This is a genomic window from Clostridium sp. Marseille-QA1073, from assembly GCF_054863625.1.
This window is the reverse complement of the sequence record NZ_JBSVQM010000008.1, coordinates 41,775-56,676: the sequence shown is the minus strand read 5'-3', so window position 1 is coordinate 56,676 and position 14,902 is coordinate 41,775. Positions and strand designations below refer to the sequence as shown.

Below are 14,902 nucleotides of genomic sequence, written 5' to 3'. Positions count from 1 at the left end.
CTCAAGTCTTATAACTATTTCATCATTCTATTTAACACTTCAGTGTATCCTTCAACCAGATCCCCAATGTCTCTTCTAAATCTATCTTTATCAAGTTTTTCTCCTGTAGTCATATCCCAAAGTCTACAAGTATCAGGTGAAATCTCATCTGCTAATAGAATTTCTCCGTTTAATCTACCAAATTCTAATTTAAAATCTATTAATTTTATATTTTGAGCTTTAAAGAATTCTGTTAAAAGTTCATTTACTTCTGCAGCTACTCCATAAATATAATATAATTCATCAAAAGTCGTAATCTCCATAGCTACTGCATGATAATCATTCATTAATGGGTCCCCTAGATCATCGTTTTTATAACTTAATTCAAATACTGTAGTTTTAAGCTCTGTTCCTTCCTCTAATCCATATCTTTTAGCCATACTACCTGCCGCCACATTTCTTACTATAACTTCAAGAGGTATTATTTCTACCTTTTTACAAATTTGTTCTCTATCACTTACTTTTTTGATAAAATGAGTTTTTACATCTTTTTCATTTAGCATTTCAAATAATAATGAAGTGATACTGTTATTTAATATTCCCTTTGAAGCTATGGAAGCTTTTTTCTCTCCATTAAAAGCTGTTGCATCATCCTTGTAGTAAACTAAAACTTCATCTGAGTTATCTGTTGAAAATATCTTTTTAGCTTTTCCTTCATACATTAATACTTTATTTTCCATTATAATTCAACTCCTTCTCCATTTTCTTTTATAAAGTTTTCTTTCATAACCTTTCTATACTCTACTAATTTTTCTTTAATATCTGGATATTTATTTGCTAATATTTGTACCGCTAACATTCCTGCATTATAGCTATTATTAATTCCAACTGTTGCTACTGGTATTGATTTTGGCATTTGAACTATAGAGTATAATGCATCTAATCCCTCAATAGCTCCCTTTATAGGAACTCCTATTACAGGAATTAAAGTTTTTGATGCTATAACTCCCGGAAGATGGGCAGCAAGCCCTGCCCCTGCAATTATGCATTCACATCCTTTGTTTTCAAGTTCAGCAAGTACTTCTCCTAATCTTTCTGGTACTCTATGAGCAGATAAAATATGTGCTTCAAATTCTATATCAAACTCCCTCAAACATTTTGCTGCATTTCTCATTACCTCTGTATCTGATTTACTACCAAAAATTATTGCTACTCTCATAAGAACCTCCAAAATATTTTTTTTTAAATATATAAATCTTCACTCTCAATTTTTAGGCTAAGAATGTTGAAATAACCAGGAAATATTCTTGAATTTTCATATCATCTTTGTCTAATTACTTCATTTTAAACCTCTTATTTAAAATAATTAACTCCACTTTCAAATATTTTTTGCTCATGATTTCCTATAACATTTTTAATTACGTTCTTCCCTACTCTTTCGCTATGCCCCATTTTCCCCAAAACTCTTCCATCCGGGCTTGTTATTCCTTCTATAGCATAACAAGAACCATTAGGATTAAATTTTATATCATAGGTTGGATTACCTTCAAAATCTACATATTGAGTGGCAACTTGATTATTCTCAAATAACTTCTTAATATTTTCCTCATCTGCATAAAATCTTCCCTCACCATGAGAAACCGGTATAGTATGAATTTCTCCTACCTTCATTGAATTGAACCATGGTGAAGAATTTGAAACTACTTTAGTATTAACCATACAGGATATATGCCTTCCTATAGCATTATAAGTTAGAGTTGGACTATCCTCCTTAATATCTATAATTTCTCCATAAGTAACTAGCCCTAACTTTATAAGTGCTTGGAAGCCATTACATATGCCTAATATCAATCCATCTCTGTTTTTAAGTAAATTCATAATTTCATATTTAATCTTTTCATTCCTAAAAATTGTAGCTATAAATTTTCCAGATCCATCCGGCTCATCACCAGCACTAAATCCTCCTGGAAGCATAACTATTTGTGATTTAGAAATTTGATTTGCTAATTCATCAATAGAATTTTCGATATGTCTTGAACTTAAATTATTAAATACTAAGGTATTTACTGATGCACCTGCCTTTACAAATGCTCTTTCACAATCATATTCACAGTTTGTACCTGGAAATATTGGTATTAACACCTTAGGTTTTGATACCTTTATTAATGGAGATTTAATTGAATCATTTATTTTTGAACTATATTTTTTTATTTTCTCACTTGCAAATCTATTATCTGAATAATCTGTTGGGAATATCTCTTCCAATCTATCCTCAAAATCATTTTGAAGTTCCTTTAATGAAATTGTTTCTCCATTAATATTAATTTCATATTTTTCTATAGTACTTCCTAAAAGAATATATTCCACATCATTTAATTCTTCCTCAATATTTATGTGATTTTCTAATTCTAAAACAATGCTACCGTATCTTGGCTCACTCAATTCCCCTAAAGAAATGTTATTATTAAAGTTAAATCCAATTTTATTTCCAAAACACATTTTACTTATAGCTTCAACTACTCCACCTGACTTTACAGTATGTGATGCAAGTACTTTTCCTCTATTTATTAAAGAATGAATTAGCTCATAATTTTTCTTTAAATTATCGAAATCTATAACTTCTCTTTTATCTCTTCTTGAATTTATGACCACCACTTTACTATTTAAAGCTTTAAATTCTTGTGAAATCACTTTATTTACATCCACAGCTGAAACCCCAAAGGATATTAATGTAGGTGGTACATTAAAATCTTTAAAAGTACCAGACATACTATCTTTTCCACCTATAGCTGGTATTTGAAGTTGATCTTCAGCATACAGTGCACCTAATAATGCAGAAAAAGGTTTACCCCATTTTCTTTTATCTGTACCTAGCTTTTCAAAATATTCTTGAAGAGATAATCTAATATTCTTATAATCTCCTCCTAATGCAACAATTTTTGTAACACTTTCTACTACAGCATATAACCCTCCATGGAAAGGGCTCCATTCTGATATATATGGATTAAAGCCATGTGCCATTATGGTTCCTGTTGTAGTTTCTCCATTTAAAACAGGAATTTTCCCAACCATACCTTCACTTGGAGTACTTTGACTTTTTCCTCCAAAAGGCATAAATACTGTGTTTCCCCCTATTGAACTATCAAACATTTCTACAAGTCCTTTTTGGGAGCATATATTTAAATCCTTTAATGTACTTTTAAAACATTCTCTTACAGACTCACTTTTAAACTTACTTTTACTAAAATAATTTTCATCTTTCAAAGGCTCTTTCACTTCAATGTTTATATAACTCTTAGCACCATTAGTATCTAAAAACTTTCTTGAAAGACTTACTATCTCCTTTTCTCTCCAAGTCATAGTAACTCGCTTATCATTAGTAACCCCTGCTACTGCTACTGCTTCTAAGTTTTCTTCTTCTGCAAGTTTAATAAATCTTTCTGAATGATTTTTGTCAACTACTACTGCCATTCTTTCCTGAGACTCTGATATGGCAATTTCTGTTCCATCTAATCCTTCATATTTTTTGGTTACTAAATCCAAATTTATATTTATTCCTTCTGCAAGTTCTCCTATAGCAACAGAAACTCCTCCGGCACCAAAATCATTACATTTTTTAATTAAAGTTGTAACTTCCTTTTTCCTAAATAACCTTTGAATTTTTCTTTCTATTGGAGCATTTCCTTTTTGAACTTCTGCTCCACAACTTTCAAGTGAGTTTTCACTATGTTCTTTAGAGGAACCAGATGCTCCACCTATTCCATCCCTTCCTGTTCTTCCTCCAAGTAAAATTATCACATCGCCACTTTCTGGAGCTTTTCTTATTACATTTTCATAAGGTGCTGCAGCTATTACCGCTCCAACTTCCATTCTTTTAGCTAAATAGCCTTCATGATAGATTTCCGCTACATGACCGGTAGCAAGACCTATTTGATTTCCATAGCTACTATAGCCTTTAGCTGCCTCTTTTGTTATTTTTCTTTGTGGCAATTTTCCTTTTAAAGTCTTTTCAATTGGCGTTCTAGGATCTCCACTTCCAGTAACCCGCATTGCTTGATAAACATAACTTCTACCAGATAACGGATCTCTTATAGCACCACCTAAGCATGTAGATGCGCCACCAAAAGGTTCAATTTCTGTAGGATGATTATGTGTTTCATTTTTAAACATTATTAAATATTTTTCTAATTTTTCATCTACATTTACATCAACCACTATGCTACAAGCATTAATTTCATCAGATATATCTAAATCATCTAATTTACCTGTAGCCCTTAGCTTCTTCATTCCTATAACAGCTATATCCATTAGTGTCATAGGTTTTTCCTTATCTTCATATAACTCTTCTCTATATTTCTTATAAATATCAAAACCTTCTTTTATAGCTTCTGTGTATTTTCCATCTTCAAAACTTATATCCTCTAAAATAGTCTGGAAGGTTGTATGTCTACAGTGATCTGACCAATACGTATCTATTACTTTTATTTCTGTAACTGTAGGATCTCTCTGTTCTTCTTCTCTAAAATATTTTTGAATAAGTTCCAAATCCCCTATATTCATTGCTAGTGAATGATATCCTAAAAATTCATTCAGTTCTTTTTCATCTAAATTAATGAAATTCTTTAGTATTTCTATATCCTTTGGATCTTTACTTTCTACTTCAAGACTTTTACATTCTCCCATAGAAGCTTCTCTTGAATCTACAGTATTTATGTAGTATTTTTTTATTTTTTCAAAATCTTCATCACTAATATTTCCATTTAAAACTATAATCTTTGAGCTTTTAACTTTAGGCATTTCTTTTTGGGTTATTATTTGTATACATTGTGCAGCAGAGTCTGCTCTCTGATCATATTGTCCTGGTACATACTCTACTGAAAATGCCCTTCTACCACCAAATTTTAAATCTCCATCATAAACTTTATCTATATTGGATTCACTTAAAATATTATTTTTTATTTCTTTATATTCACTTTCATTAATTCCTTCTATGTCATATCTGTTGATTACTCTAACGTCCTTTAAGTCATCTATCCTTAAGAGGTGTCTAAAATCCCTTAATAAATTTTCACTCTCCAAGTTAAAATTCGGTTTTTTCTCTACAAACACTGTAAAAATATCTTTTCTCATCTTTTCCCCCTTGAGTAATCCTTTAATATTACGAACTTTATTTTATATTTTATAATTATTGTTCGATAATTATATTATAGTATATTATTATTATTTTTAAAAGTACTTTTTTAAAAATTTTAATAAAAATATTCGTTTAATAACAAACTATAATGTATATTTTTTATTTATTGTATGGTTAACTTCTCATATTATCTCTAAATTGTTTTTATTTAATAATAGACCTTTTAGTATTCCTATAAGTATTTTTATATGTCTTATTTTAGTATAACTCCATTTATATCCTACCGTTAATTTTAAAATAATAAATATAAAGTATTCCTAAATAAACTACATTTCTAATTTAGTGAAATAAGTTTTTGATTAATTAACTTTAAAGTTTTAGAGGAATTTTTATGATTTTATAGAATATTTATAAGAATGTAGAGAGTTTTACAAAAAATAATTATATTTGAGGTCATAATTTGGAGAAAAAATTGCAAGTATAAACTTTTTTAAAAATCATCTATATAAATTTATATGATGATTAATATATGTACCTATGAAAACATAAAGATACTTTGATAGCATTATAATTTTAAGGAGGGATTCCAATGAAAGGAAAAAATTTAGTTATAGCAATGCTAATTATTATCTTAATACCAGTTATCGGTTATGCTATTAACTTAAATGTGAAATATTCAAAGCAACTTTCAGAAGCTAAAGAAGAAAATGTAAAATTGACCACTCAAGTTTCTTCTTTGGATTCAAAAAATGCAACTTTAAATAAAGAAGTATCTTCTTTAAAAGAACAACTTAATAAAGATAATGGTTCAAAACCTAATAAAACTCCAGAAACCTCTAAAGGTACAGACAATCCAAGCACTGGAGATAATACTAATAATCTTTATGCTATATATACTGCTAACATTGATAGTTATGAAAAAGAACTATTATGTTATCTTCCAATAAATAGCGGTACATTAACAGAGAAATTAGATATATTAGCTAAAAATTTATCTAAAATTGAATTTAATTCTTTACCAATAGAAGTAACAAAAATAGAAGACAAAGATGGTAAAAAAATAGCTGTAATAAATCTTAAAGAATCTGAAATAAATGCTGGAATTAATGAAGCTATCGATTTTAAAGGTCCAAGTTGGTCAAAAAATTATTTTCAAGGTTCAGCAGGTGGAACCATTACATCTACTGCTTTAATTGAAAGCTTTCTACAACGTTCATACCCTGGTCAATGGATTGATGGTGTTAGATTCTTATATGAAAATAAAGAAATAAATTTTCAACATGTATCAAAACTATCAGAAATCAATTATAAATAATTAATTATAAAAAGCGTGACTAAATCACGCTTTTTTAGACTTTAAATATAACTGTATAGGTAAACTACCTTAAAAACTAATATATAGATCAATATAGCTATGACACTTAAATATTTCAATTCAAAATTTATAATAATGCACAATTCACAATTATCGTTAGTTATTTATAAGAAATGACTGTGTCACTTTAACAACAAATCAATTGTGGAAATTTCTCAGCTTTTGCGGAGAAATTTCCACAATTGTGAATTTAATAGTTTTAATTATATTTTTAAAAAGTGATTAAAGATATAATTAAAACTATTAAATTGATTAGGAGGCTATTTATGAAAGAACAGGATATTAATATGTTTAATGAGCTATCATCACAATGGAAAGAGAATATCCCAGAAAAGAATTATATTATTGCTAAAGAAGTTATTAAAAATTTAAATATAGTTAAGGGAGAATCTCTTTTGGATGTGGCCTGTGGTACAGGTATTTTATATCCTATATTAAAAAATACCTGTCTTTCAAAATATACAGCTATGGATATAGCTGAAAAAATGGTAAGTGAGTTTTTAAAATTTCACCCTAATACAGATGTAAGATTAATGGATTTTGAAGAGGAAGTAACCTTTAAAGAAGGTTTTGATTACATAATAATTTTCAACTCTATTCCTCATTTTTACGACTTAAATCCTGTATTTAAAAATGCTTATAACAACTTAAATCCTGGTGGAAAATTTATTATTGTTCATTGTAGAACCAGAGAAGAATTAAAAGAACGTCGTAAATTACTTGGCTATACCTCTATTAATGAACCCATTCCTATAGATAGTACTTTAGTAGAACTTTGTAATAGATACGATTTTAAAGAAATGAAAATAAAAGATACAGATTATTTCTATTTTTGTTGCGAAAAATAATCTACTTAAGAAACTATCTATTACCATTTATAATTTTAAAATAGTAAAAAAATTACAAAATATAAGGAGGTAATTATGGAGATAAACTTTTACAGTTTAGACACTGTGGCTAATAAAAGCTTAAAATTTGCAGTAATTGCAGCTGAATATAATAATAAATGGCTATTTGTAAGACATAAAGAAAGAACTACTCTTGAAATTCCTGGTGGCCATAGAGAAGAGGGAGAAGATATAAATAAGACTGCATCTAGGGAGCTTTTTGAAGAAACTGGAGCTAAAGATTTCCATATTGAAGCTATTTGTGATTATTCTGTTACTAGAGATGATATACCTTCTTATGGAAGATTATTCTATGCCCAAGTTTACAAATTAGATGAATTACCACCACTAGAAATCGCTGAAGTAATTTTTAGGGAAAATTTACCAGAAAATTTAACCTATAAGGAAATACAGCCCTACTTATTTAGAAAAGTTAAAGAATTTAAAAATAAATAAAATTAAATATTAAAAAGCAGGAATTACAAATGCTTTTAAGCTAATGAAAACTTTTTTGCTATTTAATTAATATAAAAAGGAAAAGTAACTCCGTTACTTTTCCTAAAACTCATTAGTAAAGTTAATTCTTTATTTTTTATTTATCTTCTATGAAAATATTCTTTCCACTGATTCCTTTGCTCTTTTCATTACTTCATTTTCATCTATAGTTTTCATCTTATAATTTTCCATTACTATTTTCCCGTCTATAATAACAGTTTCTACGTCTGACCCTTGAGCAGAATAAACTAACAATGATATTATGTCATGTCTTGGATATAGATGAGGTTTATTTAAATCAATTAGTATTATATCTGCTTTCTTTCCTACTTCTAAAGATCCTATCTCATCTTCTAAAAATAATGCTTTAGCTCCATTTTTTGTTGCCATTTCTAGTGCCTTTATAGCTGGTATGGAAAGAGGATTTTCATTTATTCCTTTATTTATAAGTGCAGCTGTATGAATTTCTTCAAACATGTTTAAATTATTGTTACTTGAAGAACTATCTGTAGCTAAAGCTACATTCATCCCTCTGTTTAACATTTTTTCTACTGGTGCAAATCCATTAGCTAACTTTAAATTACTACAAGGATTATTTGCTACTGATACTTTATATTTGTTTAAGATTTCTATATCATCATCAGAAATGTGGACACAGTGAGCTGCTACCGTTGGAATTTTAAATAATCCTAAATTCTCTAAATATTTTACTGGTGAAACTCCATGCTCTTCAAAGCTATCTTTTACTTCTTTTCTGCTTTCAGATACATGTATATGAATTGGGAGCTCTAGTTCTTTGGCAAGATCTATTGTTTTTTCTAAATAAGCTTTAGAAGAAGTGTATGGCGAGTGAGGAGCTACCATCATTTTTATTCTTCCATCTCCTCTATTTTCCCAGTTCTTTTTAAACTCTCTAACTTCATCAAATTTATTCTCATCTTTATTAATTTCTCCATTTAAACTCTTTGATAGTACAGCTCTCATACCAGAAATCTCTACGGCCTTTGCAGTTTGTTCTAAGGAAAAATACATGTCTAAGAAGCAAGTAGTACCACTTTTAATCATCTCAACTATACTAAGCATGTCTCCGTTATATATATCTTCCTCTATATACTTTTTCTCTATAGGCCAAATTCTTTCATTTAACCATTCCCAAAGTGGTAGATCATCTGCGTAGCTTCTAATTAAGGACATTCCTATATGGGTATGTGCATTTATAATTCCTGGCATAACGACTTTATTACTGCCATCAATAATTTTCCCAGCTATAAATCCTCTTGGTACTTCCCCTATATATTTAATTCTATTCTTTTCAATAGCTATATCACCTTTATATATTACTTCATTATCATCATTCATAGTTACAATTGTTGCATTTTTAATTAAAATATTCATAATCAACATCCTTTCTGAATAATTACTTTTACACTTAATTAGCAAATACTGCTTAAAAAATTAATCTGTAACTCAATATAGTTATATCCTTAAATATTTTAATTCACAACTTAAAATAATTCACAATTTAGGAACGGATTTAGGCTTTCTAGAGAGTACTGCTCTCCTCTATGGTTTAATTAATTCTAAATTTCTTAGCTTTTGCTGAGAAATATCCATAATTTTGAATTGTGAATTGAAAAAGTTGTTAACACACAGAACTTATATATTTTAACATATGTTACTCTAATAATGGCTTAAATGCAAGAATATTTCAAAGTTAATATACAATAAAATTTAAAAATATTTCTTTTTTCATAAATTTATGGTGACTTTTGTAAAATTATCCATTATAATGTATTTATCTTATATTTTCTTAGAGGTATGTTATGTTTTTTGTGGGAGCTTTATTTATTATTTTATCTATAATAACTTTATTATTAGCAGTATCTAAAGAGAATAAAGCGCTAATAATTACAGCTATAACATTAATATTTATATGCAGTCATATTTCATTATTATATTTTTCAGGTAATAAAAACCAATTAAATTCCATTAATAAAGAAGAGGTAAATATTTCTATGGGACATTTTCCGATCCCCCAATTAAATAGCTTTGGTTATACTATAACTTCTGTCAAATTTAATTGCAAAGATTTTGAATATCCCATGACAGAAGTACATTATAAAAGTCCTGATAATGAACTACAACTTTTTATATCTTTCAAGGATGAAATGGAAAGCACTGGTGAAAGATTAAACTTAAAAGGATTTAAAGAGATATATTTACTTTCAGAAGATATTAATAGTAATAAATCCTATTATACTTTTAATGCCAAGAAATTAATGATGGAAAATTTATATATTTTATAAGTAACAAGAATGATAAAAGTCATATATTAAATATAATAGAAAGTTTAATAATCATTGATAAATATATGAAAAGAAAATTGTAATTAGAAACATTAATTACAATTTTCTTTGACATACTTTTATATTTCCAAAGAATCAACTTTAAAAATAGTTTGTCGTTATTAAGTCTCTAATATATTTATTTGATAAAATATATATTTTAAATTTCCTTACTTCATTGAGGTTAAGTTAAGCTTTAATATATTTTCTTTAAATGGTTTATATATAATTCCCTTTTCTGTAATAATTCCCGTTATATTTTCATTAGGTGTAACATCAAAGGCTGGATTATAAATTTCAATTCCTTCTGCTAATATTCTTTTACCATCTATATGAGTGACTTCTTCACTATTTCTTTCTTCTATTTCTATAAGCTCTCCATGTTCTGTATTAATATCAATAGTTGAGGTTGGTGCTACAATATAAAATGGAATATTATAAATTTTAGCTATTGCTGATAACATAAAAGTTCCTATTTTATTTGCTGTATCTCCATTTAATGCAATTCGATCTGCGCCTACTAATATTAAATCAATTTTTTTGTCTCTTATGAGAGTAGCTGCTGCAGAATCTGGAATTAACTTTGATGGAATTTTTTCTTGAACAAGTTCCCATGCTGTAAGCTTTCCTCCTTGAAATCTTGGCCTAGTCTCATCTGCATATACAAAGATATTTTTTCCACTATAGTGAGCTTCTCTTATTACTCCTAACGCTGTACCATAAGTAGTAGTTCTTCACCATCTGCCATAGTACGTACATTTTCAGCTATTTTTATCTTTGTGTTGTTAGTAGTTGCAGAATTTCTTGTATTTTGTGGCAATAGTAAGCTTCTTTGTTGTTTTATATGACTTTCAGCATTTAGTTTTGTTTCGTGTCTTTTCACCTCATTAATTGTTGTGATTATTGCTGTAAAGTTTGTAATTGCAGATGTGTAGCTTGACAAGCGGTAAATTGCTTTATAACGTGCCTTTACAGCAAAATATAATTGTTGCATTTTGTTGACTTTAATTGAACAGGTTTTTATATAAAATTGTTAGCCTTTAGTTAGTAAGTAAGTTTCTATATCCATAGTGTTTTCGAGTCGAACAAATGTTTCAATTTTCAAATTCAATAATAAATGTTATGTTTGCTTCATAGTACCTTTAAATTTATTTAGTAGGTATTTTTAATATTTTAGTAAGAACAAAAATGTCTTCAAAGTTAATCATATGTTTTATATAATTAACTAAAACTTAAAAATCTATCTTTATAAACTACTTAATAGAATTTCTATTAATATTTTAAATACTATTATTACAGATATATAATATAAAAATTTAGAAGGTACTGAAAATAAATTTTCATGAAAACAACTTAGTATCTCAAAATTAATGATTAATAATAAAGAATTTAGTATGAAATTCACTAAGTGTAAATTTCTTAAAATAAAGTTAATGTTGATTTTTCAAACTATTGAGTCAACTGAGTTTGTAATTTTCTTCTGTTCTAAAATTGTAGTATAAACAGCATGATTAATTTCTGTTAAAATTATAAAATACTAATAAAAAAAACTAGCAATTGTATTGCTAGTTTTTTATTAAGAAGCTATTTAAATTAAAGCTAATTTTACCTATAATTATTAATCATTTTAAATTTTGCTAACCTCAAATTTTTTTATCAAATTATATAGCCAGCTGCAAATATAGCTATAACTAAAGCTATTATTTCCATTATTAATACTACCAGGTTTATAGTAGCAGTTCCAGTAGTAATAGCTATACTTGGAAATATATCACTATTTAATAATGAAGTATCTACATTAAAAATAATATTAGCAAATGTCATTTTATTTTCAGTGAATTTTATTATAACTCCATATATTTTATCAATAACCAAATAAAATATTATTCCAAATCCCCAATGTATAGATTTATTAGCAATTTTCATGGTACATACTGTTATAGATAAAAGTATTCCAGCCAAAAATAATGATATTTGAATTAATATATTTATTAAAAACATCAAACCCATAGGGGTCAATAATAATTTTAATAGAGGTATAATCTGATTAAATCCCATAGTTCTACTAGCAGTACTAGCAATAAAAGTAAGAAATATTAGATTTATTAGCCCTATAATTACTAAGCAAATTGTCCAGTAAATTAAATTAGATAGTGGATAATTTACACCCTTTTGCGGAGTCAACATCAAATTATAATTTTCCATCATCTTTCCATAAGAAATGCAATTTTGAATAAACAGTATCAATGGAATAACACTAGTAGCTATTACTCCTAATATTACTACCATGTCTATTAATCCTGTAATATTATTCACACCAACATCAAAACTACTAGAGCTCATTTGTACTGCATTTACTAAAGAGTCTAGTCTTAAAAGAAATAGTATTTGAAATACTATTGTAGTTACTAAAAATATCATCAAATTTTTAAAATTAGATTTAAATTGATATTTAACTAATTTTAGCATTCACCATATACCTCCTTAAATTTATCATGAATAGAAACCTTTTCTTTAAGTCTTATATCTTCAACATTATCATGTAGAATTATATTTCCTTCTTTAATAAATATAACTTCATCAAATATTCTTTCTACATCTCTAATTAAATGAGTTGAAAATAAAATTGTACTTTCCTCATCATAAAAATTTATAATTGCATCTAAAATTTTATCTCTTCCTACAGGGTCTACTCCGCCTATAGGCTCATCTAATAAATAAAGTTTAGCCTTTCTTGATAAAACTAAGCTTAAATGAAGCTTTTCAGTCATTCCTTTAGATAATGTGCTAACTTTTTGATCAACATTTAAATTCATAAATTCTAACATTTTCAATGCTTTTCCTTCATCAAAATCCTTATAGAAATCTTTATAAAAATTTATGGCATCGCTTATCTTCATCCACTTTTCAAAGAAATGTTTATCTGACATAAATGATACGATTTCTTTTGTCCCTATACCTATTTCTTTATCTGTAACGGTAATATTTCCTGAGTTACATCTTGAAAGTCCAGCGATTAATTTTAATAAAGTAGTTTTACCACTCCCATTACTTCCCAACAATCCTACAATTTTTCCTTTTCCTATATTTAAAGCAACGTTATTTAATGCGATAGTAGAGGAATATTTTTTAGTTACATTATCAATTTTTAATAAATCTCCCATTATATTCACCTCTAAATTAATTTTCTTTTTTAATTTCTTTTAATACAATTTTTAAAATTTCTTCTTCCTCAAAGCCTAAAGACTTCATTCCATTTAAAAAATTAGTAATTATTTCTTTTGACATTTCCTGCTTAACTTCCATAATTTTTTCACTATCCCCCGTTACATATCTTCCCATACCTCTTTTGGTTATCACTATTCCTTCTCTTTCAAGTTCTTGAAAGGTTCTCTGAACAGTATTGGGATTGATTTGAAGCATTTCTGCAAACTCTCTTACAGAAGGAATTTTATCTCCTTCTTTTATTTCACCCCTAATTATCTGCTTTTTTACTATATTCATTATCTGCAAATATATAGGTATGTTGTTATCAAACTCAACTTTCATACGCAACCTCCATATCATATTAGTGTTCTACTTAAATATTACACTAATAGCTTCCTAAAGTCAATACATAAAAATAAACTTCTAGATAAGGTCTCCAAAAGAAAATAATAGAGCAAAGATATTAGTTATTTTCATATCAGAAAAAGCTTCAAATTATACTCATACTCTCTGCAAGAAGGTTCTAGCAATACATTGTGGTGAAAAATATTCTAATATATTGGTATATTTTTTAAAAAGTTGTCTAACATTGATAATGCTGACTTTTATAAATTAAGAAAAATATGGCACTAATTTAATTTATAAAAATACAAACAATATGATTGTGAAGTTAAATATCAATTTTAAATTTTTAAGGGAGAGTAAAATATGTTTAAGAAAAAAGCATTAATTGAAATGGGATCAAGCGATCACTGTTGGCTATCTAGCATACATCATTTTTCATTTGAAGATTATTGTAATCCCTTAAATGATAACTTTGGTGTACTTAGAGTTTTAAATGATGATATTATTAAACCTCGTAGTGGTTTTCATAATCATCCTCATAAAGATATGGAAATTATATCTTATGTTGTTAGAGGTGATCTAACTCATGGCGATAGCATGGGAAATAATAAAGTAGTAAAAAAAGATGGCATACAATATATGAGTGCGGGTACAGGCATAATTCATGAGGAACATAATTTAGCTAATAATGATTTAAGAATTATGCAAATATGGATATATCCTAATAAATTAGGGTGTACTCCAAACTATGGCGACTATATCTTTAATACAGAAGAAAAAAAGAATAAATGGCTCTACATGGTAAGTAGTAAGAAAGGTTTCGCCCCTATTAAAATTAATCAAGATGTTAACATATATAGCTTAGAATTAGATATTAATAAAAAAATTGAATTTAAAATAAATAAAAATCGTCAAGGATATTTAGTACAAATAGAAGGAAACTCCATTATAGAAAATATAGTCTTTGAGCCAAGATATAAAAATACTATAGAACTTAATGAAAAAGAAGCTCTAGAAATATATGAAGAGGAATTTAAAATAAAAGCAACTCAAAACTCTCATTTTATATTAATAGAAATGGAAAAGGCCTAATTTATAAATTTGTGAAATATATTTTTGAGAAATATACAATACA

General features: G+C 27.4%; 14 protein-coding genes. 5 read left to right on the top strand and 9 right to left on the bottom strand.

Going from position 1 to position 14,902, the window contains the following annotated elements; genetic code table 11:
- Positions 1–14 precede the first annotated feature (14 nt).
- From purC to ACY1IQ_RS09200, 3 genes are all read right to left on the bottom strand, one after another.
- Positions 15–719, bottom strand: coding sequence for a phosphoribosylaminoimidazolesuccinocarboxamide synthase (purC, locus tag ACY1IQ_RS09210; RefSeq protein WP_461613663.1), 705 nt, complete (start codon positions 717–719; stop codon positions 15–17).
- A complete protein-coding gene (gene purE / locus ACY1IQ_RS09205) occupies positions 719–1,198 on the bottom strand; it encodes a 5-(carboxyamino)imidazole ribonucleotide mutase (RefSeq protein WP_039633892.1) in 480 nt (159 codons plus the stop codon). Before purE ends, purC begins: the two co-directional genes overlap by 1 nt.
- Positions 1,199–1,332: 134 nt before the next feature.
- A complete protein-coding gene (locus tag ACY1IQ_RS09200; RefSeq protein ID WP_461613662.1) occupies positions 1,333–5,109 on the bottom strand; it encodes a phosphoribosylformylglycinamidine synthase in 3,777 nt (1,258 codons plus the stop codon).
- Between the two features lie 593 nt (positions 5,110–5,702).
- On the opposite strand from ACY1IQ_RS09200, the gene ACY1IQ_RS09195 reads away from it, so the two are divergent.
- The 3 genes from ACY1IQ_RS09195 to ACY1IQ_RS09185 all read left to right on the top strand — a co-directional run bounded on the left by ACY1IQ_RS09195 (position 5,703) and on the right by ACY1IQ_RS09185 (position 7,831).
- The gene (locus tag ACY1IQ_RS09195; protein WP_461613661.1) at positions 5,703–6,428 is read left to right on the top strand and encodes a hypothetical protein; all 726 of its coding nucleotides are present in this window, start codon (positions 5,703–5,705) and stop codon (positions 6,426–6,428) included.
- Between the two features lie 326 nt (positions 6,429–6,754).
- Positions 6,755–7,336, top strand: a complete 582-nt coding sequence (locus ACY1IQ_RS09190) for a class I SAM-dependent DNA methyltransferase (RefSeq protein ID WP_461613660.1) — start codon at positions 6,755–6,757, stop codon at positions 7,334–7,336.
- 75 nt (positions 7,337–7,411) lie between these two features.
- The gene (locus ACY1IQ_RS09185; protein WP_461613659.1) at positions 7,412–7,831 is read left to right on the top strand and encodes an NUDIX hydrolase; all 420 of its coding nucleotides are present in this window, start codon (positions 7,412–7,414) and stop codon (positions 7,829–7,831) included.
- Between the two features lie 147 nt (positions 7,832–7,978).
- Here the strand turns inward: ACY1IQ_RS09185 and ACY1IQ_RS09180 are convergent, their stop codons facing one another.
- Complete coding sequence (locus ACY1IQ_RS09180; protein WP_461613658.1) at positions 7,979–9,265, bottom strand: amidohydrolase; 1,287 nt, start codon at positions 9,263–9,265, stop codon at positions 7,979–7,981.
- Positions 9,266–9,693: 428 nt separating this feature from the next.
- Between ACY1IQ_RS09180 and ACY1IQ_RS09175 the strand changes: the two genes are divergently transcribed.
- Positions 9,694–10,176, top strand: a complete 483-nt coding sequence (locus ACY1IQ_RS09175; RefSeq protein WP_461613657.1) for a hypothetical protein — start codon at positions 9,694–9,696, stop codon at positions 10,174–10,176.
- Between the two features lie 209 nt (positions 10,177–10,385).
- On the opposite strand, the gene ACY1IQ_RS09170 is transcribed toward ACY1IQ_RS09175, so the two are convergent.
- The 5 genes from ACY1IQ_RS09170 to ACY1IQ_RS09150 form a co-directional block, all read right to left on the bottom strand.
- Positions 10,386–10,886 carry an S-methyl-5-thioribose-1-phosphate isomerase gene (locus ACY1IQ_RS09170; protein WP_461613767.1) on the bottom strand — a complete coding sequence of 167 codons (501 nt, stop codon included), beginning with the start codon at positions 10,884–10,886 and terminating at the stop codon, positions 10,386–10,388.
- A 35-nt stretch (positions 10,887–10,921) separates the two neighbouring features.
- A complete protein-coding gene (locus ACY1IQ_RS09165) occupies positions 10,922–11,209 on the bottom strand; it encodes a hypothetical protein (protein WP_461613656.1) in 288 nt (95 codons plus the stop codon).
- Positions 11,210–11,871: 662 nt separating this feature from the next.
- Entirely contained in the window at positions 11,872–12,684 is an 813-nt protein-coding gene (locus tag ACY1IQ_RS09160; RefSeq protein ID WP_461613655.1) for a hypothetical protein, read from the bottom strand.
- Positions 12,678–13,379 (bottom strand): ABC transporter ATP-binding protein, encoded by a 702-nt coding sequence (locus ACY1IQ_RS09155; RefSeq protein ID WP_461613654.1) that lies wholly within the window; start codon positions 13,377–13,379, stop codon positions 12,678–12,680. Before ACY1IQ_RS09155 ends, ACY1IQ_RS09160 begins: the two co-directional genes overlap by 7 nt.
- Before the next feature lie 16 nt (positions 13,380–13,395).
- Positions 13,396–13,764 carry a GntR family transcriptional regulator gene (locus ACY1IQ_RS09150; protein ID WP_461613653.1) on the bottom strand — a complete coding sequence of 123 codons (369 nt, stop codon included), beginning with the start codon at positions 13,762–13,764 and terminating at the stop codon, positions 13,396–13,398.
- Positions 13,765–14,130: 366 nt separating this feature from the next.
- On the opposite strand from ACY1IQ_RS09150, the gene ACY1IQ_RS09145 reads away from it, so the two are divergent.
- Complete coding sequence (locus ACY1IQ_RS09145; protein ID WP_461613652.1) at positions 14,131–14,859, top strand: pirin family protein; 729 nt, start codon at positions 14,131–14,133, stop codon at positions 14,857–14,859.
- The last annotated feature ends 43 nt before the right edge of the window (positions 14,860–14,902 follow it).

What these genes read in the sequence shown, in the direction of transcription:
- purC (WP_461613663.1), bottom strand. Translation starts at nt 719, where the DNA reads ATGGAAAATAAAGTATTAATGTATGAAGGAAAAGCTAAAAAGATATTT.
- purE (WP_039633892.1), bottom strand. Translation starts at nt 1,198, where the DNA reads ATGAGAGTAGCAATAATTTTTGGTAGTAAATCAGATACAGAGGTAATG.
- ACY1IQ_RS09200 (WP_461613662.1), bottom strand. Translation starts at nt 5,109, where the DNA reads ATGAGAAAAGATATTTTTACAGTGTTTGTAGAGAAAAAACCGAATTTT.
- ACY1IQ_RS09195 (WP_461613661.1), top strand. Translation starts at nt 5,703, where the DNA reads ATGAAAGGAAAAAATTTAGTTATAGCAATGCTAATTATTATCTTAATA.
- ACY1IQ_RS09190 (WP_461613660.1), top strand. Translation starts at nt 6,755, where the DNA reads ATGAAAGAACAGGATATTAATATGTTTAATGAGCTATCATCACAATGG.
- ACY1IQ_RS09185 (WP_461613659.1), top strand. Translation starts at nt 7,412, where the DNA reads ATGGAGATAAACTTTTACAGTTTAGACACTGTGGCTAATAAAAGCTTA.
- ACY1IQ_RS09180 (WP_461613658.1), bottom strand. Translation starts at nt 9,265, where the DNA reads ATGAATATTTTAATTAAAAATGCAACAATTGTAACTATGAATGATGAT.
- ACY1IQ_RS09175 (WP_461613657.1), top strand. Translation starts at nt 9,694, where the DNA reads ATGTTTTTTGTGGGAGCTTTATTTATTATTTTATCTATAATAACTTTA.
- ACY1IQ_RS09165 (WP_461613656.1), bottom strand. Translation starts at nt 11,209, where the DNA reads ATGCAACAATTATATTTTGCTGTAAAGGCACGTTATAAAGCAATTTAC.
- ACY1IQ_RS09160 (WP_461613655.1), bottom strand. Translation starts at nt 12,684, where the DNA reads ATGCTAAAATTAGTTAAATATCAATTTAAATCTAATTTTAAAAATTTG.
- ACY1IQ_RS09155 (WP_461613654.1), bottom strand. Translation starts at nt 13,379, where the DNA reads ATGGGAGATTTATTAAAAATTGATAATGTAACTAAAAAATATTCCTCT.
- ACY1IQ_RS09150 (WP_461613653.1), bottom strand. Translation starts at nt 13,764, where the DNA reads ATGAAAGTTGAGTTTGATAACAACATACCTATATATTTGCAGATAATG.
- ACY1IQ_RS09145 (WP_461613652.1), top strand. Translation starts at nt 14,131, where the DNA reads ATGTTTAAGAAAAAAGCATTAATTGAAATGGGATCAAGCGATCACTGT.